At 40.8% G+C, this 26,640-nt stretch carries 35 protein-coding genes; 10 read left to right on the forward strand and 25 right to left on the reverse strand.

Features of this window, described 5'->3' with window-relative positions:
* A partial coding sequence (locus A3KS_RS0106890) for a hypothetical protein (protein WP_026394287.1) occupies nt 1-297 on the reverse strand: 297 nt, incomplete at its 3' end.
* Nucleotides 298-945: 648 nt separating this feature from the next.
* Between A3KS_RS0106890 and A3KS_RS0106895 the strand changes: the two genes are divergently transcribed.
* From A3KS_RS0106895 to A3KS_RS0106905, 3 genes are all read left to right on the forward strand, one after another.
* Nucleotides 946-1,212, forward strand: coding sequence for a zinc ribbon domain-containing protein (locus tag A3KS_RS0106895; protein ID WP_026394288.1), 267 nt, complete (start codon nt 946-948; stop codon nt 1,210-1,212).
* A gap of 142 nt (nt 1,213-1,354) precedes the next feature.
* The gene (locus A3KS_RS0106900) at nt 1,355-2,248 is read left to right on the forward strand and encodes an alpha/beta hydrolase (RefSeq protein WP_051355722.1); all 894 of its coding nucleotides are present in this window, start codon (nt 1,355-1,357) and stop codon (nt 2,246-2,248) included.
* A gap of 173 nt (nt 2,249-2,421) precedes the next feature.
* A complete protein-coding gene (locus A3KS_RS0106905; RefSeq protein WP_051355723.1) occupies nt 2,422-4,575 on the forward strand; it encodes a diguanylate cyclase domain-containing protein in 2,154 nt (717 codons plus the stop codon).
* A 45-nt stretch (nt 4,576-4,620) separates the two neighbouring features.
* Here the strand turns inward: A3KS_RS0106905 and A3KS_RS0106910 are convergent, their stop codons facing one another.
* From A3KS_RS0106910 to arsD (A3KS_RS0106925), 4 genes are all read right to left on the reverse strand, one after another.
* The gene (locus tag A3KS_RS0106910; RefSeq protein ID WP_026394291.1) at nt 4,621-5,142 is read right to left on the reverse strand and encodes a PadR family transcriptional regulator; all 522 of its coding nucleotides are present in this window, start codon (nt 5,140-5,142) and stop codon (nt 4,621-4,623) included.
* A 266-nt stretch (nt 5,143-5,408) separates the two neighbouring features.
* Nucleotides 5,409-6,203 (reverse strand): arsenite methyltransferase, encoded by a 795-nt coding sequence (arsM, locus tag A3KS_RS0106915; RefSeq protein ID WP_026394292.1) that lies wholly within the window; start codon nt 6,201-6,203, stop codon nt 5,409-5,411.
* A 67-nt stretch (nt 6,204-6,270) separates the two neighbouring features.
* The gene (gene sigZ / locus A3KS_RS0106920; RefSeq protein ID WP_035355593.1) at nt 6,271-6,834 is read right to left on the reverse strand and encodes an RNA polymerase sigma factor SigZ; all 564 of its coding nucleotides are present in this window, start codon (nt 6,832-6,834) and stop codon (nt 6,271-6,273) included.
* A gap of 40 nt (nt 6,835-6,874) precedes the next feature.
* Complete coding sequence (gene arsD, locus A3KS_RS0106925; RefSeq protein ID WP_026394294.1) at nt 6,875-7,267, reverse strand: arsenite efflux transporter metallochaperone ArsD; 393 nt, start codon at nt 7,265-7,267, stop codon at nt 6,875-6,877.
* Between the two features lie 262 nt (nt 7,268-7,529).
* Between arsD (A3KS_RS0106925) and A3KS_RS20455 the strand changes: the two genes are divergently transcribed.
* On the forward strand, nt 7,530-7,856 hold the full coding sequence (locus tag A3KS_RS20455; RefSeq protein WP_051355724.1) for a hypothetical protein: 327 nt from the start codon (nt 7,530-7,532) through the stop codon (nt 7,854-7,856).
* Nucleotides 7,857-8,001: 145 nt separating this feature from the next.
* Here the strand turns inward: A3KS_RS20455 and A3KS_RS0106935 are convergent, their stop codons facing one another.
* The 9 genes from A3KS_RS0106935 to A3KS_RS0106975 form a co-directional block, all read right to left on the reverse strand.
* Nucleotides 8,002-8,742 carry a sulfite exporter TauE/SafE family protein gene (locus A3KS_RS0106935; protein ID WP_026394295.1) on the reverse strand — a complete coding sequence of 247 codons (741 nt, stop codon included), beginning with the start codon at nt 8,740-8,742 and terminating at the stop codon, nt 8,002-8,004.
* A 152-nt stretch (nt 8,743-8,894) separates the two neighbouring features.
* Nucleotides 8,895-9,911 (reverse strand): radical SAM protein, encoded by a 1,017-nt coding sequence (locus tag A3KS_RS0106940; protein WP_026394296.1) that lies wholly within the window; start codon nt 9,909-9,911, stop codon nt 8,895-8,897.
* Nucleotides 9,912-9,994: 83 nt separating this feature from the next.
* Complete coding sequence (locus A3KS_RS0106945; RefSeq protein ID WP_026394297.1) at nt 9,995-10,354, reverse strand: ArsR/SmtB family transcription factor; 360 nt, start codon at nt 10,352-10,354, stop codon at nt 9,995-9,997.
* A gap of 205 nt (nt 10,355-10,559) precedes the next feature.
* Nucleotides 10,560-10,925 carry an arsenite efflux transporter metallochaperone ArsD gene (arsD, locus tag A3KS_RS0106950; protein ID WP_026394298.1) on the reverse strand — a complete coding sequence of 122 codons (366 nt, stop codon included), beginning with the start codon at nt 10,923-10,925 and terminating at the stop codon, nt 10,560-10,562.
* 66 nt (nt 10,926-10,991) lie between these two features.
* Entirely contained in the window at nt 10,992-11,270 is a 279-nt protein-coding gene (locus tag A3KS_RS0106955; RefSeq protein ID WP_026394299.1) for a hypothetical protein, read from the reverse strand.
* A 72-nt stretch (nt 11,271-11,342) separates the two neighbouring features.
* A complete protein-coding gene (arsA, locus tag A3KS_RS0106960; RefSeq protein WP_026394300.1) occupies nt 11,343-13,058 on the reverse strand; it encodes an arsenical pump-driving ATPase in 1,716 nt (571 codons plus the stop codon).
* A 112-nt stretch (nt 13,059-13,170) separates the two neighbouring features.
* Nucleotides 13,171-14,556 (reverse strand): dihydrolipoyl dehydrogenase, encoded by a 1,386-nt coding sequence (gene lpdA / locus A3KS_RS0106965; protein WP_026394301.1) that lies wholly within the window; start codon nt 14,554-14,556, stop codon nt 13,171-13,173.
* A 58-nt stretch (nt 14,557-14,614) separates the two neighbouring features.
* Entirely contained in the window at nt 14,615-14,737 is a 123-nt protein-coding gene (locus A3KS_RS24140; RefSeq protein WP_278247305.1) for a hypothetical protein, read from the reverse strand.
* 29 nt (nt 14,738-14,766) lie between these two features.
* Complete coding sequence (locus A3KS_RS0106975; protein ID WP_026394302.1) at nt 14,767-15,489, reverse strand: gamma-glutamyl-gamma-aminobutyrate hydrolase family protein; 723 nt, start codon at nt 15,487-15,489, stop codon at nt 14,767-14,769.
* A gap of 245 nt (nt 15,490-15,734) precedes the next feature.
* Between A3KS_RS0106975 and A3KS_RS0106980 the strand changes: the two genes are divergently transcribed.
* Nucleotides 15,735-16,886 carry an aminotransferase class V-fold PLP-dependent enzyme gene (locus A3KS_RS0106980; RefSeq protein WP_026394303.1) on the forward strand — a complete coding sequence of 384 codons (1,152 nt, stop codon included), beginning with the start codon at nt 15,735-15,737 and terminating at the stop codon, nt 16,884-16,886.
* Nucleotides 16,886-17,425: a (Fe-S)-binding protein gene (locus tag A3KS_RS0106985; protein WP_026394304.1), complete on the forward strand. Its 540-nt coding sequence runs from the start codon at nt 16,886-16,888 to the stop codon at nt 17,423-17,425. The genes A3KS_RS0106980 and A3KS_RS0106985 overlap by 1 nt, the downstream gene beginning before the upstream one ends.
* An 82-nt stretch (nt 17,426-17,507) precedes the next feature.
* Here the strand turns inward: A3KS_RS0106985 and A3KS_RS0106990 are convergent, their stop codons facing one another.
* From A3KS_RS0106990 to A3KS_RS0107010, 5 genes are read right to left on the reverse strand one after another with little or no spacing between them, the layout of a single operon-like run.
* Complete coding sequence (locus A3KS_RS0106990; RefSeq protein WP_026394305.1) at nt 17,508-17,918, reverse strand: putative zinc-binding protein; 411 nt, start codon at nt 17,916-17,918, stop codon at nt 17,508-17,510.
* A gap of 1 nt (nt 17,919) precedes the next feature.
* Complete coding sequence (locus tag A3KS_RS0106995) at nt 17,920-18,321, reverse strand: putative zinc-binding protein (protein WP_026394306.1); 402 nt, start codon at nt 18,319-18,321, stop codon at nt 17,920-17,922.
* Nucleotides 18,314-19,162: a glycine cleavage system protein GcvH gene (gcvH, locus tag A3KS_RS22485; RefSeq protein ID WP_026394307.1), complete on the reverse strand. Its 849-nt coding sequence runs from the start codon at nt 19,160-19,162 to the stop codon at nt 18,314-18,316. The genes A3KS_RS0106995 and gcvH overlap by 8 nt, the downstream gene beginning before the upstream one ends.
* On the reverse strand, nt 19,155-19,457 hold the full coding sequence (locus tag A3KS_RS0107005) for a 4Fe-4S dicluster domain-containing protein (RefSeq protein ID WP_026394308.1): 303 nt from the start codon (nt 19,455-19,457) through the stop codon (nt 19,155-19,157). The genes gcvH and A3KS_RS0107005 overlap by 8 nt, the downstream gene beginning before the upstream one ends.
* Before the next feature lie 2 nt (nt 19,458-19,459).
* On the reverse strand, nt 19,460-19,831 hold the full coding sequence (locus tag A3KS_RS0107010; protein WP_026394309.1) for a hypothetical protein: 372 nt from the start codon (nt 19,829-19,831) through the stop codon (nt 19,460-19,462).
* Nucleotides 19,832-20,013: 182 nt separating this feature from the next.
* Between A3KS_RS0107010 and A3KS_RS0107015 the strand changes: the two genes are divergently transcribed.
* The 4 genes from A3KS_RS0107015 to A3KS_RS0107035 all read left to right on the forward strand — a co-directional run bounded on the left by A3KS_RS0107015 (nt 20,014) and on the right by A3KS_RS0107035 (nt 21,803).
* Nucleotides 20,014-20,310, forward strand: coding sequence for an ArsR/SmtB family transcription factor (locus A3KS_RS0107015; protein WP_026394310.1), 297 nt, complete (start codon nt 20,014-20,016; stop codon nt 20,308-20,310).
* Nucleotides 20,311-20,337: 27 nt separating this feature from the next.
* Nucleotides 20,338-20,700, forward strand: coding sequence for a putative zinc-binding protein (locus A3KS_RS0107020; RefSeq protein WP_026394311.1), 363 nt, complete (start codon nt 20,338-20,340; stop codon nt 20,698-20,700).
* Nucleotides 20,701-20,917: 217 nt separating this feature from the next.
* Nucleotides 20,918-21,349 (forward strand): arsenate reductase ArsC, encoded by a 432-nt coding sequence (locus tag A3KS_RS0107030; protein WP_026394312.1) that lies wholly within the window; start codon nt 20,918-20,920, stop codon nt 21,347-21,349.
* Nucleotides 21,350-21,386: 37 nt separating this feature from the next.
* The gene (locus A3KS_RS0107035) at nt 21,387-21,803 is read left to right on the forward strand and encodes an arsenate reductase ArsC (RefSeq protein WP_035355598.1); all 417 of its coding nucleotides are present in this window, start codon (nt 21,387-21,389) and stop codon (nt 21,801-21,803) included.
* 67 nt (nt 21,804-21,870) lie between these two features.
* On the opposite strand, the gene A3KS_RS20465 is transcribed toward A3KS_RS0107035, so the two are convergent.
* The 6 genes from A3KS_RS20465 to A3KS_RS0107070 all read right to left on the reverse strand — a co-directional run bounded on the left by A3KS_RS20465 (nt 21,871) and on the right by A3KS_RS0107070 (nt 26,606).
* Nucleotides 21,871-22,470: an NUDIX hydrolase gene (locus A3KS_RS20465; RefSeq protein WP_051355726.1), complete on the reverse strand. Its 600-nt coding sequence runs from the start codon at nt 22,468-22,470 to the stop codon at nt 21,871-21,873.
* 206 nt (nt 22,471-22,676) lie between these two features.
* A complete protein-coding gene (locus tag A3KS_RS0107045) occupies nt 22,677-22,907 on the reverse strand; it encodes a thioredoxin family protein (RefSeq protein ID WP_026394314.1) in 231 nt (76 codons plus the stop codon).
* A 27-nt stretch (nt 22,908-22,934) separates the two neighbouring features.
* The gene (locus tag A3KS_RS0107050; RefSeq protein ID WP_026394315.1) at nt 22,935-23,807 is read right to left on the reverse strand and encodes a universal stress protein; all 873 of its coding nucleotides are present in this window, start codon (nt 23,805-23,807) and stop codon (nt 22,935-22,937) included.
* Nucleotides 23,808-23,905: 98 nt separating this feature from the next.
* A complete protein-coding gene (locus A3KS_RS0107055; protein ID WP_026394316.1) occupies nt 23,906-24,607 on the reverse strand; it encodes a cytochrome c biogenesis CcdA family protein in 702 nt (233 codons plus the stop codon).
* Complete coding sequence (locus A3KS_RS0107060; protein ID WP_026394317.1) at nt 24,607-25,137, reverse strand: thioredoxin family protein; 531 nt, start codon at nt 25,135-25,137, stop codon at nt 24,607-24,609. The genes A3KS_RS0107055 and A3KS_RS0107060 overlap by 1 nt, the downstream gene beginning before the upstream one ends.
* 287 nt (nt 25,138-25,424) lie before the next feature.
* Complete coding sequence (locus A3KS_RS0107070; protein WP_026394318.1) at nt 25,425-26,606, reverse strand: MFS transporter; 1,182 nt, start codon at nt 26,604-26,606, stop codon at nt 25,425-25,427.
* Nucleotides 26,607-26,640 lie beyond the last annotated feature (34 nt).

A 26,640-nucleotide genomic window follows, 5' to 3' on the forward strand; every position in this document is an offset into this window, starting at 1 on the left:
CGATACGGAGTTAAACAAACCCGGTTTGTTACAGTATTTCATCGATTCGATACAGGTATAGACATTGGGGCTGTCCACCGCAATCGGGGTGTCGGTGACTTCCTGAACCAGATCAATCAACCATTTCATGGTTTCCAGTTCAATGTCGTCATCGACGGAAGCACAGACATCAATGTAATCCACGCCGGCTTCAGTTTGAATTTTAGCGAGGTTTTTAATAAATTCACCATCTTTGGCGGCGATTGCTTTTGCGGTGGAAGGAATCGCACCGTTAATTTTTTCTCCAATAATAATCATGTTTATTAATCTCCTTAAATTTATAATCTTAAGTAATTGCAAAATGCGGTGAGCTTAACGATCAGTTTTGAATTACTCATTTCTAATCTGAACCTGAAATCACTCCAAGGGCCTGCAGATTTTAGTTGAAACTATAACATATTGTAATTATAGTTCTATTTTCAATATTATTGTACTCGTATTCATTGTGTCTGTCAATCATTTTTTAGTATATTTTATTAATTATACTGTTTTTTCCTTGTTGTAATCGTTAATATTAAGCTATTTATTTTATTATTACCCATTTTTATTCTTTTTAACTTTTTTATTGTTTTAATTCTGCATTAACGCGACGCCCATTATATTATAATACTTTTCTATTTTATAATTTTATTTAGTAGTTATCTGGACAGCAAAATTATCCTTTTTAACTACATTATCATTTGTACAGATTTGCTGATTTTACCTTTATCCTCCCAGTTACTCAAATTATTTTACAACTTTTAACCGGTCACCGGATTCATCACTTGTTTTGTTGCAGAAACCCCGGGTATAATAGGTTCATCTAGTATGGACACACAGATATTCCTCTTATGATTAATTATCTGGAATGAATTCACGGTAATAATACAAACCTTTATTTTGAAATAATGAATAGGAGATCAAATTATGAACGAAAAACTGTGTCAAAGCTGCGGCAAACCGATGGGACAAACCGATGAACTCTATGGAACTGAAAAAAACGGCACTAAAAGCAGCGACTATTGTGATGATTGTTATAAGAATGGTGAATTTACAACTAACATCACCAAAGAGCGGATGATTGAGGTAAGTGTTCCCTATCTCTTAAAAGAAAAACCTGGAATAAACGAAACTGAAGCCCGAAAAGAGATGGAAGCCTTTTTCCCCACCTTAAAACGATGGAAAAACACTTGAATCAATTCGATCGACCTGTTGTTTATAAACAAAGTGAAAAGGAGAGTGCCTGCAAGTTATCATAACTTTCAGGTCCAACACAACTATGAGCGACTTAGAAATTGTCCTGCATAAAGACCTCACCGGATATGAGAAAACTGCCATGCCAAATTTAAAATTATCACCGTTTCTCATTAAAACGATCAATTCCATCGCCAGTATGAGCGTTGCCCTGTCACGACTTAAAAAAGGGTTGGTCAAACGAAAAAAATCCATCTCAGCCATAGACGGTGGCACTATCCAACTGACCATCTATGAGCCCAATAACCCGGACCAGGAACAATTGCCCTGTCTTGTCTATTATCATGGTGGTGCCTTTGTCCTGCGGGATTTCGGCTACATGCATAAGAAAACCTGTGAATATGCTTTGCGATCCGGTTGTAAAATTGTCTTTGTCCACTATCGCCTTGCGCCAGATCATACCGCAACGATCATTCTTGAGGACTGCTACACCAGCCTGGAATGGGTCAAAGATCATTCCCTCGAATTAGGAATTGATCCAAACCGAATCGCAGTTGGCGGTGACAGTGCCGGCGGTGCTTTGGCCGCTGCCGTCACCCAGTTATCCCGAGATCGAAGGGGACCAAGTCTCTGTTTTCAAATGTTGATTTATCCGGTGACGGATGCTTCACAGGAAACTGAATCCGCCCGTAACTTCGTCAATACTCCCGGCTGGAACGCCAACCTCAACAAACAGATGTGGCATTATTGTCTGGAAAAAGCTGATACGGAAATGATAAAATATATTTCCCCCATCAGCAATCCATCCCTCGAAAACCTGCCGGCCTCCTACATTGAAGTGGAAGAATGGGATTGCCTGAGAGATGAAGGCATTGCTTATGCAAAAAAACTTGAAAATTGTGGCAATGAGGTTACTCTAAATTACCTGAAGGGGACTTTTCATGGTTTTGATATTAATCTGAAAAAAAGTATTGTTCAGGCTGCCCTCAATGCCCGAATCTCAGCTTTGCAAAACGCTTTTAAGTTGCCGACATAACTTGTGAATTTGTTCCCGATTTACAAATAAATTATTGTATTCTTTATTAAAATTATGCATAATAGGAATATAAAATAGATCACATTTTATTCGTTGAAACAACGAATCCGACAAATACTTTTATGTTGAATAATTAAAGAAACCATTAACTTTTGTAAAGGAGGCCAGGGAGTATGTCAAATAATTTTTATCATGAAATCATCAAAAATCTACATGTCGGCTATGCTTATCACCGAATTATTTGTAATTCACAGGGCGCTCCCGTGGATTATGAATTTATCGAGGTTAATCACGCCTTTGAAACTGCAACCGGTCTAATCGGCGATGAAATAGTCGGAAAGACGGTTACTGAGGTTTTACCGGGAATTGGAGATTCAAGTTTTGACTGGATCAATTTCTACGGTGAAATTGCCCTTAATAATACCACTGGTGAAACGGAACAGTATTCACCGGTTTTAAACCGCTGGTATCGGGTCCAGGTCTATTCGCCCGCAATCAATTATTTTATTACCTTGTTTCATGATATAACCAGAGAGAAACAGGATCTGGCCGAAAAAAATCTACTGCTTACAACCCTCCACGATATCGTTTTTGAAGTCAGTACCGATTATCATTTCACCAATGTTATTGTACACGATGAGTCCACTCTTTTTATGCCGAAAGATATGATCATTGGAAGTCATGTTGCCGATATCTTCTCAAAAGAACTCGTTGACGAAATGCTTTTAATTTATCAGACCGCTTATGCGACCGGAAAAAAACAGGATTTTGAGTATAAGTCTCCGCTGCCTGGCGATGAACGATGGTTTTTGGCTGAAATTTTTTATCTCAAGGAAAATGAATCGCCCCGATTTGTGGTCAGCATCCACGATATTACCCAACGTAAGACCATTGAAAAATCGCTCTTTATCGAAAAAGAACGTTTTCGAACGACCCTGTTATCGATTGGTGACGGCGTCATTTCAACCGATGCCCGGGGCTGTGTCACCCTTATCAACAAGGTTGCCGAAAACTTGACCGGATGGTGCCAGCAGGAGGCTTATGGCTTACCACTGGAACAGGTTCTCACGCTGGTTGACGAGTACACCCGGGAAAGCTGCGAAAATCCAGCCCGCCGGGTACTGGAAACAGGTGCAATCATCGAGCTGAATAATCACACCATTCTGCTTTCAAAAGACGGCCGGGCGATTCCCGTTGAGGACAGCGCTGCCCCGATCCGAGATCCTGATGGTCATATCACCGGGGTTGTAATTGTCTTCCGGGATTTTACTGATAAAAAAGAAAAACAGGAGCAAATTGAATACCTGAGTTTTCATGATCACCTCACCGGTCTATATAACCGCCGCTACTTTGATGAGGAACTGAAACGATTAAACACTCCAAGAAACCTCCCCTTATCCCTACTTATCTTTGATGTTAACGGATTAAAACTGACCAATGACGCCTTCGGTCACATGGCCGGAGATCGATTGTTAAGAAGAGTTGCCCAGACGATGCAGGAGATCAGCCGAAGCGATGATATTATCGCCCGCATCGGTGGTGACGAATTTGTGATTCTGCTCCCCCAGACCGAGCTCCAGAAGGCTAAGGAATTGGCAAAGCGGATCAATACGGCTCTCAGCCACGAGCATCTGGAAGCCGGTCAGGTCTCTATTTCCAGCGGCTGGAGTGTAAAGACCGTTGCGGACGAAGAAATTGCCGAAGTATTCAAAGCTGCTGAGAATAAAATGTATCAGTACAAAATTTCTGAACGCAACAGCACCCGCAACGAAGCTATTCAGTTTATTATGAAGACGCTTTATGAAAAACTTCCCCGGGAGCAGGAACACTCGGAACGGGTGGGTAAGATCAGTGGCCTGATCGGTGCCTCAATGGGAATGACCAAAGAAGAAATAAACGAACTAAAGACTGCCGGGGCCTTACATGATATTGGAAAAATAGCCATTGGCAACGAGATTCTCGATAAGGTAGACGACCTCAGTGATTTTGAATGGCTGGAAATCCGCCGACACCCGGAAATCAGTTTCAGCATCTTAAGTTCCCTCAATGATTATGCCCCACTTGCCAATATCATTCTTGTCCATCACGAACGGTATGACGGCCAAGGTTATCCCAAAGGCTTAGTGGGCGAACAAATCCCCCTACCGGCCCGGATTATCGCCATTGCCGACGCCTATGATGCCATGACCTATGGCCGCCCTTATAAAGAACCCTTGACCCCAGAAGCGGCCATTCAGGAAATAATTGATGGTAAACTTACCCAGTTCGACCCAGAAATTGCTGATGTTTTTTTACGGATTATGTCAGAAAATAATAATGAACTCTAAAAAACCGTGCATCCGTAATAGCTGCACGGTTAATTTTTTATCCATTTATTCTAGAGATGTATGTTTCAGGTCATCAATCAATTTTTCATGCCAGTTTAAAACCATCTCGTAATAGGTCCTGCCAAACTGAAGACTGGCATATTCAAAGGGATCCATCCCATCGCCGATAGTTCTTTCGATTTCTGATAACTTTTCCATGGCATCCTGAACCGTCCCGCGAAACAATTCGATATTGAGAATCGCATCATTTTTCTTTAAATGCTTGTAAAAAAAAAGTTTTGCCAGAAATTCCAGATTAAAAGGGGAAAATGTGCAGGGCGTTTGCAGCCATTCGATAAAATGATCCCGGCCTTTGGAGGTAATGGTATACATTTTTTTGAACCGGTTACCTTCGACAATTTCGGCAAAAGTAATCAATCCCGCCTTTTCCAGCCTTTTCAGCATTGGATAGATACTGCCGAAACTGGCATCAATAAAATTAGAGGTTCGCATTACCATCATTTGCTTGATATCATAACCGGTCATATCCCGGTCCAATAAAAAACCAAGGATTGCAAATTCTAACATATCGTTTTGCTCTCAGCGCTGTTTTTCTTTTCCAATTCAATCCACCTGATCATGCCTTAAGAGCATTATCTCTTTCCTTTTAAGTTGTTTTATATCCATTTCAATCGGACTCAAACCTATTGATGCATACTTCGTCCTAATATTGTCAGCGCTCCAGACGATTGATTCTCTTAAGTGTACTCGAAAAAGGATCGATTCGCAATGCAATTGTATCTATTTTTTAATAAGTCAACAAAATTCTTTGCGAAGCTTTTTAAAAATCCTCTTTATATTTTTACGCCTTCAATGATAAACGACGCAACATAATCTTCAATTTTTTTACCTGGCAGCCAGGTGCCCAGAATTTCTTTGCTGTTATCCTTTGGTATCAGCTTGATATTCTGAAAGCCGACTTCTTCCATCATCGCTCTAATTTTTCCCACATATTCAGCACCGGCAATACACCCAGCCACCATGGCCAGATCATTCTTTATTTCTTCCGGCAGTTCTGCCGTGGCAACCACATCGGACAACGCCAGCCGACCGCCATTTTTAAGGACACGATAGGCATCTTTAAACACCTTTTCCTTTTCCAAAGAAAGATTAATAACACAATTCGAAATTATTACATCAATCGCAGCATCGGCTACCGGCAAATGTTCAATTTCACCCAACCGGAATTCCATATTGGTGTAACCGCTTTTGGCAGCATTATTCCGAGCCAGTTTGATCATTTCCGGTGTCATATCCACTCCAATGACATAACCTGCTGCCCCAACCTGAGCTCTTGCCAGAAAGCAGTCAAAACCGCCGCCACTTCCAAGGTCCAAGACAACTTCCCCTTCTTTCAGGCTGGCAATGGCAACGGGATTACCGCAGCCCAAACCCATATTGGATTCTGCCGGTACATTAAGCAGATCAGCAGCATCATAGCCGATGGCCATGGTCGCCTTAATAATATCGATGGGATCACCGCCGCTACAACTACAGCTACCACCACAGCAGTCTCCTGCAGCTCCGCTTTGCGCCACCTGAGCATAGTTTTCTCTGATATATGCCCTTGCTTCTTCTTTATGATTCATTTCACAAACCTCCTTTTGAATTTTATTTCTTCACTTATAAAGACGCAAAAAAATAAAAAGGACGCATTTAAGCGTCCTTTTTATTGCAAAATTTGCAATTTTTTTCTTTATGTTCGTAGTCAATCACATGACCGAGACTATCAAATTCAAGCTGACAACAACCCAGTAACATTTCTTTGAGCATTTTTCTGCCCCGTTGAACCCGGGACTTCACACCGGAGACAGAAATCCCCAGCTTTTCTCCTATTTCTTTGTGGGACAGCTTTTCAAACTCGGAAAGAAGAATTACCTCTTGATACTTCTCAGGTAAAACTTTGATCATCCCTTGGAGACATGCAGCAATTTCCAGGTTGGCCGTCAATTCCAATGAACGATTCTCCGAAATATTTTCGTCAAGCTCAATAAGTTCTGGCATTCTGCTTTTTTTTCGATAGTAATCTGTAATGGTATTTCGAGTGATGGTATAGATCCAGGCATGAATCTTTTTTTCATCTTCCAGATTCTTCAGGTTGTTATGGATTTTGAGAAAGACTTCCTGCAATATATCTTCAGCGTCCTCCGCACTGGCAACACGTTTGATAATATACCGTCTAAGAGGACCGCTGAATTCGTCCCATATACACCCAATCACTTCATCACCACTTTTCAGTTCCGCTTAATTTTAATAAAACTTAGCAACAACCACTGCCGCTGCCACAGGAACAACCGCCACTTGAAGATGCTTTTTGAGTTTTAAGAACCATCTTGAGAATATCTTCTCTTGTCATTCCAGCCCATTCGGCAAAATTTGCATTGGATGGATAAGACCCCTTTTGTCTGATTTCGCCATCTACAACTGTGATTGGCAGGGCTTCCGTTCCTTCGTTAGCAATGGTATCATTGACCTCTTTATTTGTAACAAATACCATCGGATCACTGGAAAGATTGTAACGAATGATCTTTCGCCCTTCTCCTTCCAGTTCATTTAAAAAGGTTGAAACTCTTAACAGTTCCTGATCGACACCTGGTCCGCAGACCCCGGTGGAACAGCACATGGCTGGCTCATAAATTTCTACTTTACTCATATCTTATTCTCCATTTCATTTTTTCTGAATTTTATAGAACTGAACTATCAAGAACAGCTATTCATATATTCATATATCCATTTATTCATATGATAAACCATATCTGCAAGCTTGTCAAGTTTCTGCATTATATCTTAATCATGACAACTAAACATCATAGTTCTTTCTTTGCTATTATAAAGAATTAACTTGCTTTACTTTGCTTAATTTGCCATAATGCAAGTAACAGCTAACCGCTGAAATTTCTAAGGAGGTACTTGTTATGATATTAGAAGAAAATGATCTTGAAAAAATCGAACATTCATCTGGTGAAAGCTTAGTAAATTCATCGAAAGGTGAATTCAACATTATTAAAAACTATCTTACCCGTTCCTTTATTAAAAAACATACGCGTTTTGATGATTTCGAATTATTCCTGAATTCCGGTGGTTTTTCAGCGGCTTCAGAAGACGAATTCAAATCCATACCAGAAGCTGAGCTTGATTCCCTGGTTATGAAAAACAGTAAATTTAAAACCTGGTCGGAGATGGTTTCGTCAGCTGGTGATTATTTTTTTGTCACCCAGATGAAAGCGATTAAGTTTAAATAGGCATGATTTTAAAAGGCCTGCCATTTTTGGCAGGCCTAAATCAATGGGTATAATCACAATTCCCGATGTTTCTATACCTTTAATATTTAGTGACTATTAACATTTGGCACAAATTTATTTAAACAAACATCTTTTCACTGCTCAATCAGGCAATTAAAGTAAATATTTTATAAAAGGTAACAATCAATATCATCACAGCAAACATCTGTTTCATTCGACCACTGGGCATAAACAGGCTGGTAATTCGCGCTCCGGCGAATGAGCCGATTGCGCCGGCGATCAGTAACGGTATCATCAATATTAAATCCCATTGAGCCGTTGCCAGATGGGGAATTAATGAAGAAAATGACGGCGCAATTACCGCAAAAGCGGTGATCCCGGCGGCTTTTTTGGGTTCAAATCCTACCAGTATTAAAGTCGGCATTAAAATAAATCCTGGTCCTACTCCCATGAAACCTGCCAAAACAGAAATTGGAATTGCCAGAATTAAAGCCAGTTTAAAATTTTCTTGCTGTCCTTCGGTATGCTTAACAGGCTTAAATAATCGGTAGGCCAGAAAAAAGACGGCGCCAAAATACAAAAACCAGACATAAATCTGAGGTACATAGTGGACAAGCCAGGCTCCAACCGGTGCTGCCAGAGTGGCAACAATAGTCAGATAAATCGCTTTTTTCCAATCCACATAACCACTTTTGGCAAAACCGAAAACCGCAAACAATGCTGTCACACCGTTTAGCAGCAAACTCAACGGTTGAACCTGATTAACGAGATCAGGTAAAAACAACCCTAAAAATGGGATCGCCGCAAAAGCAACCCCTAAACCCAACATTCCTGAAATAATTGAAAGTAGAAATAAGCCAATTACCATTATTATTACTTCGTTCATTCTCGCCTCTCCAATCATTAAATAATTAATTGCTTAATTAATATTAAAACATCCATTACATAATGTCAACTAATAAACTAAAAAAGCGCTGTGATATGAGGCACACCTCGCTTCATCGTACTTTTTTTAGTATACAATTTAATTTTTATTACCTACGGACAGCGGACAAAATTTCGCACCCACAAACAATCGGCACAGGATGGTGTGTTGAAATAACAGTCGTATTTAGTGTCTTCCACGAGACTGCAACCACCCCGGAGATCACAATCGATACAGGATGGATACTGATTGTTGTAGACGGTGTTCCAGAAATTCTGGTATTCTTTACCTTCAATAATCTCTTTTAGCGATTTTTCCTTGACATTACCAAAGGAATGTTTAATCACCCTTTTTTTATCCCCAAAGACATATTCATCATAACTGTTTGCCAGGCGATAACAAGATATGACTTCACCTCTGGCATCAATATAAACATATCCTTTATCAATGAAAGTACAACGTCGTTCGGTTTTTAATTCCATATCCGGAATATTTATTTTAATGTCACGATAGGTAAATATTTTTTCTAAATAAGCTTTACCTTCAGCATTTTCATAGCGGTTATAAAAAATATCATCGGTATCTTTTTCATTGATCGGCAACAGATGCGATAAAGACAGCCGATGAAAACCATAGTGCCTCATCATATCCATGATATCAAACAAGGCTTCTTTATTACTTTTTGTCAGTACATAGGCCACACCAACCTTTGGCGTCGACGAATGCGTTTGCTTATGATATTTTGAAATTGCTTCAAAAGTTTTAATCAGCTGATCCTTCACACCCTGAGTATCTTCATGATATTGATCAGCAGAAAAATAAACTTCTGTAAATTTTTCACAGATCAACTTCGCATTTTCTTCTGTCATAATCCCATTACTGGTCATTAAAAGCTTATAGCCTTCAAATAACTCAACTGCCTCTTTAAAATGCGGGTACACCGTCGGTTCCCCGATCCCGCCAAAAAAAACTTCTTCAAGTGACGAGAACTCTTTCACCTGTTCTTTGATGGACTTTAGTAATTCCAAATCCATGTCACCCTCAATGGTATCCCAGGTATGCCGAAAACACATCTCACAATTCAGATTGCATCGATTTGTGAGCTCGATATATAGCCGTTTAAGTTCCATGTTTACCTCGCTTTTCTATTTAATACAACCATCGCCAGCAACACCACCTTACTATGTTCGGTTAGTTCCTTATCATTTAGGGGTTAAACAATCAACGCGGTAATATTATGGCAGGTTAGGTCGCTCTTCTGATAATTACTTAATTTATCTAATTCAGCCATTAAAAATTCTTCTTTTTTTAATTCCGTTTCAAAAATAGTAATTAAAAAGGGATGGTCGAGAAAAACGGACTCTTTTATTTTATAATAAGCAAATTTATTCTGCCGACGATTCTCCAAAAAACCTGAATCACTCATCAGTCTGAGATGCTTCGATAAGTTGGATTGAGAAATACCCAATAGATACTCCAACTCACACACACATAACTCCTGAGCATGTAGTAGGTTAAGAATCCTTAAGCGATTATTATCTGATATAACTTTTAGTACTTCAATAATTGACATTTTATCTCCCCTTCTATAATTGTAGCCAGTTCGCTTACACCAACACCTTCAATTATGTTCTCCTGGAAATCAAATCAAAGGGTTGCTGGTAAAATTGCCTGTAGACAATATCCAAACAACCCTTACACTGATACTATTTCTGACTTTTTATTTTCCTCTGTTATTTTCACCAATTTTTATCGGCTTCTAAATGAAAATAACGATATTAATTGTTTACGGTTACTGTTGCCATTTGGGCTTTGAGAACCAGCTTCAGTAGTTCTTCTTCCGACAGTCCTGCCCAGGTTGCCAGTTCCGTGTTGGATGGATAACCTTTTTTCTTTTTTACTTCTCCATCTACAAGGGTAACCGGAAGTACTTCAACCCCTTCATTAAGAATGAGATCATTCACTGTTTTGCTCGCCACAAAAGCCATTGGATCTTCAGATAAACCATATCTCAGAATTTTTCTGCCCTCGCCTTCCAGCACATTTAACATCGCTGAAACTCTCAGCAACTCCGGATCGACGCCTGGTCCACAGACACCTGTTGAACAGCACATAGCTGGATCATATATTTCTACTTTACTCATTTGGTTCTCCTTCTAAAAGGACAAGCCTTTTAATTTTAATCAGATCATTCGGTTAAATCCGTTGAATTAACAACAACCTGAAGCCTGAGCTGAATCTACTACTATTAACTTTCCTTCATCATCGGTTTTTAACGTAACTGTATTTGTTTTGAGTACCGCTTCGCCCTCCATTAGCACATTGATACCATTGACAATAACTGGTTGATCGTCCGCTTTTTTATTTGTAAATGTAAAGTAAAGGGAGGTTCCACAGCAGCCCTGCTGTAGAGATGCCTGGAGTGAGTCTTGACCATTTTCTTTCAACATTTCTTCCAATACCACTTTTGCTTCATCTGTAATAATCATTTTGTTTCTCCTCATCGTTTTTATTTTTAAATTTATTATCCTGGTTCTTCTTGACTGCCGAAACAGACTTATTTATTTTTTCCAGGGAATAACCACATAGTTTCCTTTAGTATCTTCGGCGATTCGTTTAATCCATTTTTCTTCATTATTCGCTCTTGCCCGTAAGAAGGCATCCTTAGTGTCAGTCGCCAAAAGGCTGGCGTTCATGACCCACCACTTATTCATAATACCGGCACGTTTTAAGTCTGCTTCTAAGCGAAGGGCTTCAAAGACCGGGGTTGCTTCTGGCAATGCCACAATGACCACTTCAGTTTCGGCCTGATTTTGCAGACGTGGTAATAGATTGACGACTGAATCGGGAATATCTGCATTGGAACGTTCCATTTCTTTATGGTAGCTTTCCGTGGAGTTAAGCAGAAGCAAGGTATGTCCGGTTGGTGCAGTATCTATTACGACTACCCCATCTTCAGCTTTTTCCACTTGTTCTGCAAAGGCTCTAAATACAGCAATTTCCTGAGTACAAGGGGATTCCAGATCTTCAACAATATAGTCAATGTCATCTTGACTCATGTTAGCAGCTTTTGCTTTTCCGATAACCTCATCCCGATATTTTTGTAGTTCTACTGCTTCATCAATATTACTGACGGTGATATTTTCACCACCCATGGTTGCTGCACTCATATGGCCGGCTGGATCGGTGGTGGTCAGGTAAACCTTCTTTCCCATTTTCGAAAGGCCCAGCGCTATCGCGGCTGCAATAGTTGTTTTACCAACGCCGCCTTTACCCATGGTGAAGATTACTTTTTTATTTGAATCATACATGTCTTTAACCAGTTTTTCCAAACCGGGTAAATCGCTGATTTCCTTGACTTTTTCCACTTCAATCACATCATCTTCGGTAAATAGACGGCGAATATTATCTACTCCGGCAACATTATAAGCTCGCAGTGGCAGGGTATAAATGTCCAGCGTCTTTAAGCTGTTAGGGATTTTACTGACAGCATCTTTTTGTTTGCTGTAGAATGCCGTTGCTATTTCATCGGTTTTGTCAAAGTTCTCAAGGGCACCATTGATAATCAGAATTTGATTTTCAACCCCGATTTCTTTTAATTCCTTCGACGCTCTGGCTGCTTCTGCCAGTGGCGATGGTTCTGGTCGCGAAACTAGAATCAATGTCGTCTTATCACCATCAGAAAGAGTTTGCACGGCTTTTTCATACATTTTCTTTTGTTCGGTTAAACCGGACAACTGTCCCAAACAAGAAGCACCATGGGTGCTGTCATCAATAAAGCTATCCCAAGCTGAAGGTAATTGCAGCATTCTGAGGGTATGGCCAGTAGGAGCCGTGTCAAAGATGATATAATCAAACTCTTTGTTCATTTTTTCATCGGTGATGAAGCGGGAAAATTCATTGAACGCAGCAATCTCAACCGTACAGGAACCCGCCAGCTGTTCTTCCATGCTGGCAATCGCAACATCTGGCAATTTTCCTCGATAAGGTCCGACTACAGATTCCTTATATTCTTCTGCTGCCTCGATAGGATCCAGATTTGCCACAATCAGGTTAGGAACAGCTTTGATCGGCACGCCTTGGCCAGTTAATTCTGTTTCAAATACATCCTGCAAATTTGAAGCCGGGTCGGTACTGACCAGAAATACTTTCTTTCCTTTATCGGCAAGACTCACTGCCGTTGCACAGGCAGTGGAGGTTTTACCGACACCACCTTTGCCGGTATAAAATAAATACTTGGTTAAATTAACATTATCGGGTGTAAAATTCTTGTACATAATAGTCCTTCTTTCTTATATGATTGCATTTTCATATGTCTTTATGTTCATATGATAACTCTTTCATGCGACTTTGTCAAGAGTTTTTTATTTCTTAACTACTTATAAATTTTCACAAACGCATCTTTACTTTATTAATTGATATCCCATGAATATCATGAAGGGCTTCCATGATCGCTTCGGACAGCGTTGGATGAGGGTGAATCACATCCCCAAGCACTTCTGCCGTTAATCCAAGGTGGACTGCCATGGTTAACTCTGCCAAAAGGTCAGTTGCCTCAGGCCCAATAATCGAAGCTCCGATGATCACATCTTGTTCATCGACAATGATTTTAACCTGTCCCTGTATTTTCCCGATGATCTGGGCTTTTCCAAGGGATCTGAAATCAAAACTGCCGGTTTTATAAGGAATCCCCCTTTGCAGTGCCTCTTTTTCGGTTAACCCCACCGCTGCAATCTGGGGATCCGTATACACGCATCGGGGGATCGCTTTATGAACAGCCGTTTTATTTTTTCCCAGCATGTTTTCTACTGCTATAATACCTTCCTTCGAGGCGACATGGGCCAAATAAGGAGTATTAATAAGATCCCCAACGGCATAAATCCCTTTAACACTGGTTTCCAGTGACTCATCGACTTCGATCTGACCCTTAGAATCCACTTTAATTCCTAATGCTTCCAGGTTAAGTCCTTTTGAAAAGCTGGCTCGCCCGATTGAAAGCAACAGCATTTCCGCTTCTAAAGTTTTGCCACTTGACAGTGTTACTGAAATCCCGGAGTCCTGAACCTTCACATCCGTAACGCTACTGGCAGTCAATACCTTTATTTTCTCTCGCTTAAACTGGCGAAGCAATTGTTTCGTTACGCTTTCGTCCTCATAACTCAAAATCTGATCAGCCATTTCCACAATCGTTATTTGAGTCCCCATCCGACTAAAAAATTGTCCCAGTTCACACCCGATCACGCCGCCGCCAATAACAATCATCGATTTTGGTGGCGTTTTTAACGCTAACGCCTCAGTACTGGTAATTACTTTCTCACCATCATAATGAAACATTTCTGGACAGACGGGAATTGAACCAGTTGCTAATAAAATTTCATCACTTACCAGTGTTTCAACCCCGCCATCATTACGCTTCACTTCTACCGTTTTTGAGTCGATCAGTTTGCCCACTCCGCGAACCAGCTTAACACCGTTTGATTCGAAAAGAAATTCGATCCCCTTGACTAAACCGAATACCAGCTTATCTTTTCGTTCAATAATTTGTTTTAGTTCAACGGTCGTATGATCATTAAAAACCCCAAACTTTTCGGCTTCCAATGAGGTCGTTAAAACATCAGATGATGCCAGCAATGCCTTAGTAGGAATACAACCTATATTGAGACAGGTACCGCCAACCTCTTTTTTTTCAACAACTGTCACATCTGCACCTAATTTAGCTGCCATAATGGCGGCTTCATAACCTCCTGGGCCAGCACCAATAATCGTAATTTTCATGATTTCTCCTTTTTTAATGTATTTTAAATCGCTTTCAATAATTTTCTTTTAATTTACTTTAACAACTAATGATACCGATTGCATAACTTCTGGCCACTGCTCCAGCATAAGCGATGGCAATTGGCTCTGTACAACCGGTTGCTACAACCAGACCTTTTTTCATTACCTCTAATATTTCCATGTTTTCATCTAATCTGTCTCCATTTCTGATCAACCTGGCTTTTGTGCTGCACTGACAAAGGCGGCAAATAATTTGCGCGCGTTATGATCGGTTTTTAACAGCTGTTCGGGATGCCACTGAACTGCAATACCAAAATCAAGAGCTTTTATCTCGACCGCCTCAATCAGATCATCTACACTGGTTGCCATGGACAAAAGTCCATTTGCCAGATTTCCAATTCCCTGATGATGAACGCTATTTGCCAGTATTTTATCTTTTTCTAATATTTGATGGAGTAATGTATTCTTTTGAATACTAATTTCATGCACGGGGATATCAAAGGGTGTTTTTTGAAAATGTTGAAGGGTCATCCCAATTTCTTTAACTCCCAAAATGTCCTGTTTTAAAGTCCCCCCTAAAGCTACATTGATCAATTGCATTCCCCGGCAAATTCCTAAAACCGGCTTGTTTTCTTTGATAATCGCTTTAAAGATATTTAACTCCAGCTCATCGCGCTGGGGCGAAATTTCATCAGAACAATTACACAAAGGCTGACCATATAAACTGGGATTAATGTCCTGCCCCCCGGTAAAAAGAAAACCATCGAACTCTTTTACTAATGACTTGATATCTTTTTTGGTTTTTACAAAAGGTAGCAACACTGGTAAACCGCCACCTTCAATAATCCCATTCATATAGGGTGGGGCAATATAAATCCTCTTTTCGATTGCATTGTATTGAGGCAACACCCCAATTATTGGCTTGTTTTTCATTTGCTTCCCCCTGTTAATTCATTTTTCCGAAAAAACGTTTCACATAACTCAATATTCATATGATATAGCTTTCATATGAATATGTCAACTGTTATTTTTTACCTTAATTTAACTCAAACTGCGGTGATTCTATTCTAAATCAACCCAAATTCTACCTGTTAATTTTATTGACGTATTTACTTTTAGCGTCTATGATAAAAGGTATAACTAAGCATATTATTATTTGATTATAGAAGGAGTGTATTATGGATATTTATTTAGATAATGCCGCAACCACCTTTCCCAAACCGCTGGCAGTACCGGAAGCGATTTTTGATTATATTGTCAACAATGGCGGAACTTCTGGTCGTGGCTCCTATGAAAAAGCCATTTTGGCTGATGGTTTAGTTTATCAGACCAGGAAAAGTCTCGCAAAACTCTTTAACCATAATGATCCCAAAACAGTGGTGTTCACTTCATCAGTTACTGAATCTATAAATCTGGCGCTTCAGGGGATCTTAAAGCCTGGCGATCACGTGGTGACCAGTGCTCTTGAACATAACGCCGTCTGGCGATGCTTAAAAACCCTGGAGCGGGATCAGGGAATTACTATTTCAGTGGTACCAGCTACCGAGCAAGGCGAAACAGATGTCCGAGATGTGGAAGCGGTTATCACTCCGTATACAAAAATCATTGTTTTTACTCATGCCTCCAACGTACTGGGAACTCTCCAACCGATTGGCGAGATCGGCGCCTTAGCCCGCGAAAAGAACATTCTTTTTCTGGTTGATGCCGCTCAGACTGCCGGGGTTATTCCCATTGATGTCCAGGCACAGAACATTGATCTGTTGGCTTTTACCGGACATAAAAGCCTGTTAGGTCCGATGGGTACCGGCGGCCTGATCGTGAATTGCGATACTGAAATCCATCCCCTTATCTCCGGTGGCACCGGCGGTGACTCAGCCTATGAATACCAACCAGACTATTATCCTAACCATCTGGAAGCCGGTACCATGAATGTCAGCGGTATTATTGGTCTGGGTGCGGCTCTTCAGTTTCTCGAAGCCGAAGGCCTGAAAACAATCCGCGATAAAGAGGATACCCTGATGGATTACGCGCTAAACGCATTAAGCACTGTTCCAGGGGTTGAAATTTACGGCCCTCGGGATTCTTCCAAAAGCGTTGGCGTGATTCCATTTAACCTCGAAGGTCACGTCCCGGAAGAAATCGCCTTTTATCTGGATCAGGAGTGCCACGTCATGATCCGTTCCGGTTTACATTGTGCCCCCAGTGCCCATCGGCTGATTGGTACGGTTACCCGGGGAACCTGTCGCATTGGCATCGGCTATTTTAATGAAAAGGCTCATATTGATGCCCTTGTTAATGGACTAAAATCTTATCTAAAGGAGAATAACTAATGTACCTCTCAACAATCAGTCTTATTTACATCAAACCCTGTACCACCGGTGGTGGTCGGATTAAATTTAAGGCAAAACTCAGTAATCCGGTTCCTGAGGTGATGCCCTATCTCAATACCGTGATTAAAACCGGTCTTTATATTCCATCAGCACATACTTTCACCTATAAGGTCGGTAGTCATATCATTAATATTCATGAACGAAATCTGACCTGCACACAGTTAACCAATGAAGCGGAGTGTTATGAAATGATTGATCATATCTATGATCTGATCAATGAGACCTGGGATAACAAAGATTCCATTGTGCCCAACGAAGAAACCCGGGAACGCCCCAGCGCGATACAGCTTTATAAATTGTTGCCTAAGAAAATTGGCTGCAAGGTCTGTGGTCAGGGTTCCTGCATGGGCTTTGCTTCCAAATTGATATTAGGAACCAGTCGCCTGAGCCAGTGTACCCTGATGAAAGAGAAAGAATATGCTCCCAATTATCTGAGCCTGGAAGCACATTTACAGCTACTTGGTTATGAAACCGACTGATTATCTGATCTTAAAAAAATCCTCTGCAACGCAAAAGCCAGATCTTCGCTATCGTTGATCTGGCTTTTTTCTTTGTAAAATTCTAAATTGACTTTATTAGAATGTCATCAAAGATTTCACAGGTTTTAGCTGCCGTTTTGTTGACATACTCCATATGTTCATCGGTGACATTACGTGTTGACAAGGGTTTTTCAAGAGCCTTAACTTCACCAATGATTTCTGCTACATCCACACTACCAGCTACTTTATTGCTGTATTTTTCAATGGCCCGTTTAGCACAGCATTTTGAGCACCCATCTACCGCAATAGTCGGATATTTTTCGGCAAATTCCCGTTCGCCGCCGTCACCGGCAATAAATAAGGGCAGACATAAGGTGGATACCATCCCGGGTTTCAGTTCTTCCATCATTTTACGCACCGCCAACCGGGAAATTGTCCCACCCAGACATTCTTCACCACTACATGAAATAACACCAATTTTATTTGTTATCATATCAATTCACCCCTGCCTTTATTTCTTTGACGTCTTCGGCCAAAATTTCGGCCAGTTCTTCCGCATATTTCCAGCCATCGTCAGTGAGAGCGGTTCCGGTTCCGTGTTCTTCACCACGATGGGCTTTCATGAAATCTGGGACCTTGTGACTTTTTACGACGATCCCACCGGTTTCTTCGACACTCTTCCGGGCACAGTATTTGGCACAGCCATCCATAGTAATACAGGTTTCACCTTTTATTTTTGCCACCACTTCGTCATCGCCAGTAACCACATGGGCCAGGCAGAGTGTTTCAGTATCACTGGGACATTTCTCCTCAGTTACCATTAAGACGGACTCCCGGGCCAATAGCCCAAATACTTTTCCAATCCCACTACAGGGAATTACTTTTATTTTAGACATCGATTTCTGCTACCTTTCGTTGTAAAAATTCAAAATAAGCCGGGCAATCATGGAGCAGATCCTGATCTTCTTCAAAATCACTTAGGTGCACTTCCACCAGCCAGCCCTTTTCATAGGGGCTTTCGTTGACCTGTTCCGGGGCATCATTTAAACTGACATTAACAGCAACCACGGTACCAGAGACCGGAGAAATAATTTCAAAAACTGCTTTGCTGGATTCGATGCTGCCTAAATCGTCAAACTGTTCGAATTTATCGCCGATTTCCGGCGGATCCACATAGAGAATATCAGACAGATTCTGTTGCACATAATCGCTGACCCCTACCCGAGCCATATTCCCAGATATCGTCACCCAACAGTCATTTTCATTGAAAAAGTAATTGCTTTGTGGCACCTTGAAAATAAATTTGCCATGAGAAAAGGTATTATATTCAATTGAATCCGGTTCAATAAATTCAGATTCGGTCTGTTCTGCGGCGGAACTGTTGATTTTTTCCAGTACTTCCCGAACGACAGCCTGGGTGTCCTGATCATCCCGAATTTCGACCCCCAACTTGATATCCAGAGCCTTGGCAACATCGCTGACATTGACTTTTTCTTTGATGGCAAGATCCAAATCCCCGGCCAATTTACTGGCACAGCGGGTATTGCAACCATCAATTACGGTTAAATCGCCGGCCGCCAGAGCTTTTTCGTAGCGGGTTTTGTTCTGATTTAATAAAACCGGACAGATAAGCTCAACTTCTTCCGACTGCGTCAGCTCCAGGGCCACCCGTCGCGACAGGTCACCGGCGCATTTATCCAAACCATTACAAGGTAATACACAAATAGACTCATTCATCAGTTGCGGCCTCTTTTTCTGCCTTACGGATGGCTTTAATCATCTTGGTGGTTTCTGGTTTATCGGGAAAGGTAATCGCATCTGGTCCACATGTTTTACTACAGGCGCGGCAAAAAACAACGCAGTTATTGGGGTTTTTAACTTTTAGTTTTGGTTTGGCATTTTCATCCACTTCAAATACCTGATGGGGGCAAAATTCCACACAGTCCATACAATCGTTACATTTTGTAAAATCAATTCGGGGCGACCAATCAATCCGATCCCGTTCGACACCCATAAAAGTTGATTCGCTCATGACTATACCTCGTATCCCATTTCTTCCAGTTTCTTTTCTACCACTTCAAAGGCTTTTTCGTTGGTCATATCACGGATGTCCAGCATCACAGCATCTTCTTCAATATTAAGTCCCGCTTCTTTAAAGGCATCCTTAAACATCTTACGCTGCATATTAGGCGCACAGGCACCAATGATCACTTTTCGATGGGACTTTAAAAAATCGGCTAAAAAACGATCCCCATCTTCCTCACATAGCTGCGGATGAATAAAGGCGTATTCAACCGGTAACTCAACCCGAACCTGATTGATAAAATCCCAAATATCCATGGCCTGAAATCCAGGACATTTTCCGGTACAGACACACATAATAAAACCTGGTAATTCTTGACTCATATCTTCCACCTCTTATGTAATATAATTATTTCCTTATGGATATAATCATTATACGCCTCTCATTTATGGGTGTCAAGCGCAAAAGATAAAGATTGCTTTTTTATAAGCAATTGCTTATAATGTTATTGAATAAACCGATTCTGATCGTCTTAAATACACTATCAAAAGAAAAGAGGTCGTTCATGAATTCTGAAGATGTATCTGTTAAAATATTCAAAGCGCTGGGCCATCCCATTCGTTTACAAATAGTAAAATCACTACTGATCGAGTCACTTTGTGTGTGCGATCTTAACCTTTCTTTTGATTTCAGCCAGGCAAACTTATCCCAGCATTTAAAAATTCTCCGCGAAGCGGGAATATTGGAAAGTAAAAAAATCGGTGTTGAAATGCATTATCGTGTGAAGCTAAAAGGTATCTCAAGACTGCTAAATACCATGGATCAAACCGTGGCAGAATATTTCGAAACACTGGATTTTTAATAAACCAAATGAAAGAAGGTAACCATTATGAAACTTAAAATTTATCCCTGTCCCGGGCATTGCAATGTCAGTATGATGACCAAAACTGTTGCCCAGTATTTTGGAATCATTAATGAGGAGAATATCACCATCCTTCCCCATGTCAACATGAACATTCTCCAGGAAGTTGAAGCGGCCGGTGATAGTGAAAAATATATTTCGCTGAATGGCTGCCCCTCGACCTGTGCCTCCATGGCTTATGAAGACATGGGCTACGAACTTTACGATGAAATTGTGATGACCCCAGATTATGATATTAAGCACAATGAAAAATATACCAATCTGGAAGATATTGATGAAGAAATCGAACATGTCCAGAAAGCCCTTGATAAAATATTAGCCCGTAACTGAATAATTGGATGAGCGAATTATTTTGCTCATGATATTAATGATTAAACTAAAGAATTCATCAGAACGCCCGGCAGGCATAGCACAAGTCTGCCGGGTGATTTTTTTGTATGAAATTGTTTCTAATCAAATTTAAAAATTTAACACAACTTGTCTCGTTCGCATTTTTTGATTATGTTATGCTTATAGCCAAATCTTTATTTTACGAGGAGTCAGAAATATGATTAAAGTTCTTTTTGTTTGTGTTCATAATTCCGCCCGAAGCCAGATGGCTGAAGCTTTTTTAAATGATTTGGGGAAAGACTACTTCATCGCCGAAAGTGCCGGCCTGGAACCGGGCACCATCAATCCCCTGATTGTCAAGGTGATGGCTGAAGTCGGCTATGATCTTAGTCAAAACAAGACCAATTCGGTGTTTGACTATTTTAAAGAGGGGCGCCTGTATTCCATTATCGTTAAGGTTTGTGATCTGGAAAATGGTCAGCGCTGTCCAGTTTTTCCGCTGGCTATGAATGTACTTGACTGGACCTTTGAAGATCCGGCTGATTTTACCGGTACCGAAGCAGAAATGCTTGAACAGGCCCGTCATCTACGCTATAAAATCCGTGAAAACGTCATTGATCTGATTAACACCTACAAAGATTCTTTATAGATTATAAAAAACTTGATTACTAAAACAGGAGAAAATAATGAATAAACCCAAAGTTGCCTTTATCTGTGTCCACAATTCCTGCCGTAGCCAGATGGCTGAAGCCCTTGGCAAAAAATTTGCCAGTGATGTCTTTGAAAGTTATTCCGCCGGAACCGAGACCAAACCACAAATCAATCAGGACGCTGTCCGTTTGATCAAAGAACGGTACGACATCGATATGGAAGCTACTCAGCACTCAAAGCTACTAACGGATCTTCCACCCATTGACATTGTCATCAAAATGGGCTGCAACGTGGTCTGCCCCTACTTGCCCAGCCAATATGTTGAAGACTGGGGACTGGAAGATCCCAGCGGCAAAAGTGATGAAGAATTTATGGCCATCATCGATCAAATCGAAGCCAAGGTAAAAATTCTGGCCGATACCATCAAAAATAACGACCTTGATCTTCACTGATAAAAGCCGGGAAATGTCGAATTTCCCGGCTTTTGTCTTGGATTTTTTATTTCTGATTAATATCTTTTTAAATCGTTTTTCCCGCCAGCGCTGATAAATCAATTAACAAACTGTAAAAATAAGCAATCAATTGACAATTAGCATTAAATTTGGAAGAATACAAGAGATCTCTGACTTCGTTCGGAGTATAAAATCCACCTTCAATGACCTCATGTTCATTGACATTTTTATGATCGAGATCACCGGAAACTTCAACTACAACAAAGGTTATCTTAAGGTCTGTCATGGAAGCTGCTGCAAAGGTTGGTGGCAGAATGGTAACAAATCGGTCAACTGTTAGCCCTGTTTCTTCAAATATTTCACGCTTAACACAGGCTTCAACCGTTTCGTTGGTATCCATGCTACCAGCGACCAGATTAAAAATATAGTCATTAACAGCCATACGAAATTCACGCAACAATAATAGTTTTCCTTTGTTAAAAGCGATGATTGCAACGCCGTTTTCAGATTGCCCTAATTCATGGGGATGGTCAATATCATTGTAACTGATCATTTCATATTTTTTATGATTACCATTTCTATTTTGGTAGGTTAATTGGTAGTTCTTAATAAATTGACCATTTTTAACCTTTTGTAAATCAATCAACTTCAGTTTATGATCCTTCATCTGCTTTTCTCCATAATTTTTTTATTATATTCTTACATATTAGATTTTTGATTACAAGAGCTAAATTCCGGCAAATAGATATAATATTTTACGATAATTAACCTGGCTACAGTATTCCTGCCCCTTTAATTTGAAAATAAAAGACCAGCTGGATAATAAAGTCCGTTTGAACCGGTCTTTTGTTCTTTACTAATATTGTTCTTAGTCTACTGCAGATATTTTTTTAACTCTTTAACTGAAGGGATCTTGCCTGAAAACTTGACCTTTTCATCAACCACTAATGCCGGCGTTGACATAATCCCATAAGCCATAATTTCTTCCATACTTTCGACTTTTTCAATCGTGGCTTCAATCCCCAGCTCCTGCAAAGCTTCTTTTGTGTTCGCTTCCAACTTTTTACAATTTTTACAACCTGGTCCTAACACTTTTACAATCATATCATTTCTCCTTCAAACTATTTTATACTATTCCCGATTAGCAGGAATTAACAGTATCGATGCTGATGAATGTCTGGCCACCTGGTGGCTGACACTCCCTAAAAAAACTTCATTTAAAAAGCCCCGCCCTTGTGAGCCCATCACAACCATTGAAATATTTTCATCCTTGACGGTATTTATGATCTCTCCTGAGGGTAAACCGATAGGCAGCTGCACATCCACTTCCACATTTCCCATTGTTTGCAGTTCCGCTTTCATCGTCTGAAGTCTGGTATTATCCAAACGGATAAAATCCTCCAAACTTTCTTTGAGATAGGGATCCACCACCGCCTTGTCAATGACATGGATCAGGGTAACCTTTTTAACCCCGTCTACTACCATTTTTTTGACGACTTCAAAGGCTTTTTTGGCGTTTTCGGAAAAATCAGTGGGAAACAGAACGTGTTCAATCAGATTACAGGATTCGATCAGTTTTAAACGCGCTTCCGGTTCGTTGACAATACGAATCAAAAGCACCGGTTTCTGCGCATGGAGAATCACTTCATGGGCGGTACCGCCAAAGAAAACTTCACCGACCATCGAGTGTTCCGGGGCCCCGACGACCATCATCGAATAATCTTCTTCGACAGCAATACGATTGATTTCGTTTTTAATATAACCGGTCGCCACCCGGATGTTGACTGTATACCCCATTTTTTCCAGTAGTGCTTTCTGCTCATTGAGATTTTCTTGAGCAACAGCCGTGTAAAACGATGAGATCTTTGCATCCAGGTCATGGGGACTCAGGCATTGTACCAGCAGACACTCTTTGACTCCCAAGCCTTTCATTCTTTCCAGACAATGCAGCATATTAAAAGCAGATGACGACATTTCTGATGCGATCACAATTCGACTGAACATAATGATTCCTCCTTTGTAAATCTGTAAATACATTACTTTTTAACTACCCGATCTGCCGGGATTATAACTAGGTACTACGCAATCAAAAGAGACTTATACTAAAAGCCCAGATAAAACATATAAAATGCCAGTAGCAGTATTGCCGTACCCATAATAATTTTTAAAACGATGCTGACCTTTCCATATTGACCGCTGGCCGAGAGCTTTTGGACAAAACCGATGGATGTTCCCGCGGCTAAAACCAGGATACTGTGACCAAGCGAATAAAGCAGCAAAAGCAGGATGCCCCAGATCAGATTACCCTGGTTGGCAACCATCGCCAGTAATACAATCAGCACCGGTGTTGCGCAGGGTGATGAAAAAAGACCGCCCAAGATACCAGCCAGAAATGCCCCGATATAACCCCGTTTGGTGCTTTTGCTTAAGGCGTTAGTGGCCGGAATGAAATTAAAAACTTCCCATGTTTGCAGTGCCATCAATACCATCAGAATACCGAGTAGAATATACCACCAGGTTCCGGTACCCTGCATTAATTGACCCAGCAGCGACGCCAAAACCCCCAAAGCCGTAAAGGTGACTGCCATCCCCAGCGAAAAAACCAGTGAGAGTTTAAAAGCTTTTTTTGTTTCTCTCTGGGCAGTTCCCCCGACATAACCAATCACCAGCGGCACACTGGATAACGAACAAGGGGTAAACGCCGTGAGGACTCCGGCAATTAAAGCAAACAACGGGGCCAGCCAGATATTGCCGGCGATCAGTTCTGAAAGTGCCGTTAACCCCTGGTTAATGACAGCTTCCATTACTGAACCCCCATGGCCTCGAAAATTTTTAGAAGATCTTCTTTAGTCAGACCCCCTTCATGGGTGGTAAAGACCAGTTCGCTGGTATCCTTGGTGACATACTGATTCAAAGAAAAGGCAGTGGGATTTTCAGGATTGAAAGGCTTACCATCAGCACCAATAAAAATCTGCGTTGGAATGAGACTGATCGGATAACCCTCGGCAAGTTCCTGATATTTCCGGATATCAACAAACTTGATAATCACTTTGCCCTGATATTCTTCATTCATAGCTTCCAGAATCGGTGCCATCTGTTTGCAGGGGATACAGGAATCTGCCCCAAAATCGATCACAATCGGCAATCCATATGATTTGAGTTGTTCAAGATCCAACTTCTCGGCTACATGGAGTGCAAAATCCGGATTACTGCTACCAACCTGTGACTCTTGCCTAGTTTCTGAAACTTGAGCATTCTTTAATAACCATAACCCACCAATCAGACACACAATGACCACCGGTATTATTATTTTTAACCATTTATTTTTATTCACATTCAATATCACTTTCCCCCTTTTTGCTAATCGTCAAAATGTTCGGCATTTTCATAAATTTCTTTAATTTCATCCTCTTTCATTACCGCTGATAGGATAAAGCAATAATAATTCCGGGAATATCGATGAGCAACATGATTAGATATTTTTTACCTTAAGCAAATGCTCAATTTCTTCACTTATCAAACAAACCTCAGACAATAGTATATCTTCTATTATATCTTTCTTCACTAACATTGATTTTGCGTTACCTTATATCTTATCGACATGGGTTCAATTCGAATTTTCTAGTTTTCTTCTAACGACTGCTGACGCTTCCACACTTCAAATTGTGAAATAAATAAGGCTGCAACAATGCTAACTAAAAACAGAATAACAGCAGAACTTATATAAATTGTTGTTACACTACCTGTTTCTATCACCATTGCATTGATACTGGTACCAACCGCACCACCAACAAACATGTTAAATGATGCTAGTGACATCGCTGTTCCCCGTCGTTTCGGTAGCTTCTCCTGAACTGTTGTGATCAGAGTGGATTGAAGAAAAATAAAGGCCATTCCAAAACCAAATAATGCTAGCGACAAGAGCCACGCATTTGTGATCACAGCCATACTTAACAGTGAAGCACCACCAATGATACCTGCCGAAACAAGAAACCCGCTTTTCAATTTTTTTCGCAATGCCGGGGCAATCCGTCCACCAACGACGGTACCGACCCCAAACAGCGAGAGAATTAGACCAACCACGAGTAGATTATACCCCGTAGCAGTTTGAATCAGTTTTCCAGTATAGGTAAAACTGCCAAAGACACTAAATCCGACAAAGAAAATTGTCATAACCAACTTCATGAAACTAAAATTCGACAGTGGTTCCTTGTAAGCCTCAAAAATATTAAGACGCTCAACCACCGGTTGATCTCGTTCTAAGGTTTTTAGCATAATCATGGCGATAATGAATTCTGTAATCCCGTAAACCAGATAAACGAAACGCCAGGAACCAAAATAGGCCAATGCCCCGCCAATAATGGTAGCCGTTGCGCCACCCAGAAACATCAACCCCATTACTTTAGCAATCGCTTTTTGACGGTTCTGATCATCAAAACTTTGTCCTACCAGTGCCAGGGTTACCGGGAAAATTCCGGCTCCAAAGGCACCATTCGTGGCCCGAAAGAAAATCAGTGATGGCAGATTAAAGGCAAAGGCGCCCAAGACACTGAAGATGGCCGTTCCGATTGCCGCAATATTGATAATCTTTACCTTTCCAAACCGATCTGAAAGCGGCCCAAATATCAAAGTGAAGACTCCAAAAGCTAGCATGTATGCCGTTACCGACATCGCTGCAACACTAACCGTTAAATTGAGATCCGCCGCAATATTAATAATCAGCGGGGCCGCCGCATAATTATCACCATTGGCTAAAAAGGCCATTAAACCAAGGATGACTATCATTTTGTTTTTATTTTCCATTTTTGTCCCCGATCTTTCATTTATGTCAAAATTT

Origin of the sequence: Acetobacterium malicum subsp. dehalogenans DSM 11527, from assembly GCF_000472665.1 — a bacterium.
In the GTDB taxonomy this organism is placed as follows: Bacteria; Bacillota; Clostridia; order Eubacteriales; family Eubacteriaceae; genus Acetobacterium; species Acetobacterium malicum.

Excerpts from the sequence above, each read along its gene's own strand:
- A3KS_RS20455 (WP_051355724.1), top strand. The coding sequence starts at position 7,530 with ATGATATTAGAAGAAAATGATCTTGAAAAAATCGAACATTCATCTGGT.
- A3KS_RS0106955 (WP_026394299.1), bottom strand. The coding sequence starts at position 11,270 with ATGATTATTACAGATGAAGCAAAAGTGGTATTGGAAGAAATGTTGAAA.
- gcvH (WP_026394307.1), bottom strand. The coding sequence starts at position 19,162 with ATGAATGAGTCTATTTGTGTATTACCTTGTAATGGTTTGGATAAATGC.
- A3KS_RS20465 (WP_051355726.1), bottom strand. The coding sequence starts at position 22,470 with ATGAAGGATCATAAACTGAAGTTGATTGATTTACAAAAGGTTAAAAAT.
- A3KS_RS0106940 (WP_026394296.1), bottom strand. The coding sequence starts at position 9,911 with ATGGAACTTAAACGGCTATATATCGAGCTCACAAATCGATGCAATCTG.
- A3KS_RS0106980 (WP_026394303.1), top strand. The coding sequence starts at position 15,735 with ATGGATATTTATTTAGATAATGCCGCAACCACCTTTCCCAAACCGCTG.
- A3KS_RS0106945 (WP_026394297.1), bottom strand. The coding sequence starts at position 10,354 with ATGTCAATTATTGAAGTACTAAAAGTTATATCAGATAATAATCGCTTA.
- A3KS_RS0106995 (WP_026394306.1), bottom strand. The coding sequence starts at position 18,321 with ATGTCTAAAATAAAAGTAATTCCCTGTAGTGGGATTGGAAAAGTATTT.
- arsD (WP_026394298.1), bottom strand. The coding sequence starts at position 10,925 with ATGAGTAAAGTAGAAATATATGATCCAGCTATGTGCTGTTCAACAGGT.
- A3KS_RS0107035 (WP_035355598.1), top strand. The coding sequence starts at position 21,387 with ATGAATAAACCCAAAGTTGCCTTTATCTGTGTCCACAATTCCTGCCGT.
- A3KS_RS0107055 (WP_026394316.1), bottom strand. The coding sequence starts at position 24,607 with ATGGAAGCTGTCATTAACCAGGGGTTAACGGCACTTTCAGAACTGATC.
- A3KS_RS0107045 (WP_026394314.1), bottom strand. The coding sequence starts at position 22,907 with ATGATTGTAAAAGTGTTAGGACCAGGTTGTAAAAATTGTAAAAAGTTG.
- A3KS_RS0106900 (WP_051355722.1), top strand. The coding sequence starts at position 1,355 with ATGCCAAATTTAAAATTATCACCGTTTCTCATTAAAACGATCAATTCC.
- A3KS_RS0106935 (WP_026394295.1), bottom strand. The coding sequence starts at position 8,742 with ATGAACGAAGTAATAATAATGGTAATTGGCTTATTTCTACTTTCAATT.
- arsD (WP_026394294.1), bottom strand. The coding sequence starts at position 7,267 with ATGAGTAAAGTAGAAATTTATGAGCCAGCCATGTGCTGTTCCACCGGG.
- A3KS_RS0106905 (WP_051355723.1), top strand. The coding sequence starts at position 2,422 with ATGTCAAATAATTTTTATCATGAAATCATCAAAAATCTACATGTCGGC.
- A3KS_RS0107030 (WP_026394312.1), top strand. The coding sequence starts at position 20,918 with ATGATTAAAGTTCTTTTTGTTTGTGTTCATAATTCCGCCCGAAGCCAG.
- A3KS_RS0106990 (WP_026394305.1), bottom strand. The coding sequence starts at position 17,918 with ATGATAACAAATAAAATTGGTGTTATTTCATGTAGTGGTGAAGAATGT.
- lpdA (WP_026394301.1), bottom strand. The coding sequence starts at position 14,556 with ATGAAAATTACGATTATTGGTGCTGGCCCAGGAGGTTATGAAGCCGCC.
- A3KS_RS0106985 (WP_026394304.1), top strand. The coding sequence starts at position 16,886 with ATGTACCTCTCAACAATCAGTCTTATTTACATCAAACCCTGTACCACC.
- A3KS_RS0107020 (WP_026394311.1), top strand. The coding sequence starts at position 20,338 with ATGAAACTTAAAATTTATCCCTGTCCCGGGCATTGCAATGTCAGTATG.
- A3KS_RS0107005 (WP_026394308.1), bottom strand. The coding sequence starts at position 19,457 with ATGAGCGAATCAACTTTTATGGGTGTCGAACGGGATCGGATTGATTGG.
- arsA (WP_026394300.1), bottom strand. The coding sequence starts at position 13,058 with ATGTACAAGAATTTTACACCCGATAATGTTAATTTAACCAAGTATTTA.
- A3KS_RS24140 (WP_278247305.1), bottom strand. The coding sequence starts at position 14,737 with ATGGAAATATTAGAGGTAATGAAAAAAGGTCTGGTTGTAGCAACCGGT.
- arsM (WP_026394292.1), bottom strand. The coding sequence starts at position 6,203 with ATGAATCATAAAGAAGAAGCAAGGGCATATATCAGAGAAAACTATGCT.
- A3KS_RS0106910 (WP_026394291.1), bottom strand. The coding sequence starts at position 5,142 with ATGTTAGAATTTGCAATCCTTGGTTTTTTATTGGACCGGGATATGACC.
- A3KS_RS0107015 (WP_026394310.1), top strand. The coding sequence starts at position 20,014 with ATGAATTCTGAAGATGTATCTGTTAAAATATTCAAAGCGCTGGGCCAT.
- A3KS_RS0107050 (WP_026394315.1), bottom strand. The coding sequence starts at position 23,807 with ATGTTCAGTCGAATTGTGATCGCATCAGAAATGTCGTCATCTGCTTTT.
- A3KS_RS0106895 (WP_026394288.1), top strand. The coding sequence starts at position 946 with ATGAACGAAAAACTGTGTCAAAGCTGCGGCAAACCGATGGGACAAACC.
- A3KS_RS0107070 (WP_026394318.1), bottom strand. The coding sequence starts at position 26,606 with ATGGAAAATAAAAACAAAATGATAGTCATCCTTGGTTTAATGGCCTTT.
- A3KS_RS0107010 (WP_026394309.1), bottom strand. The coding sequence starts at position 19,831 with ATGAGTCAAGAATTACCAGGTTTTATTATGTGTGTCTGTACCGGAAAA.
- A3KS_RS0106975 (WP_026394302.1), bottom strand. The coding sequence starts at position 15,489 with ATGAAAAACAAGCCAATAATTGGGGTGTTGCCTCAATACAATGCAATC.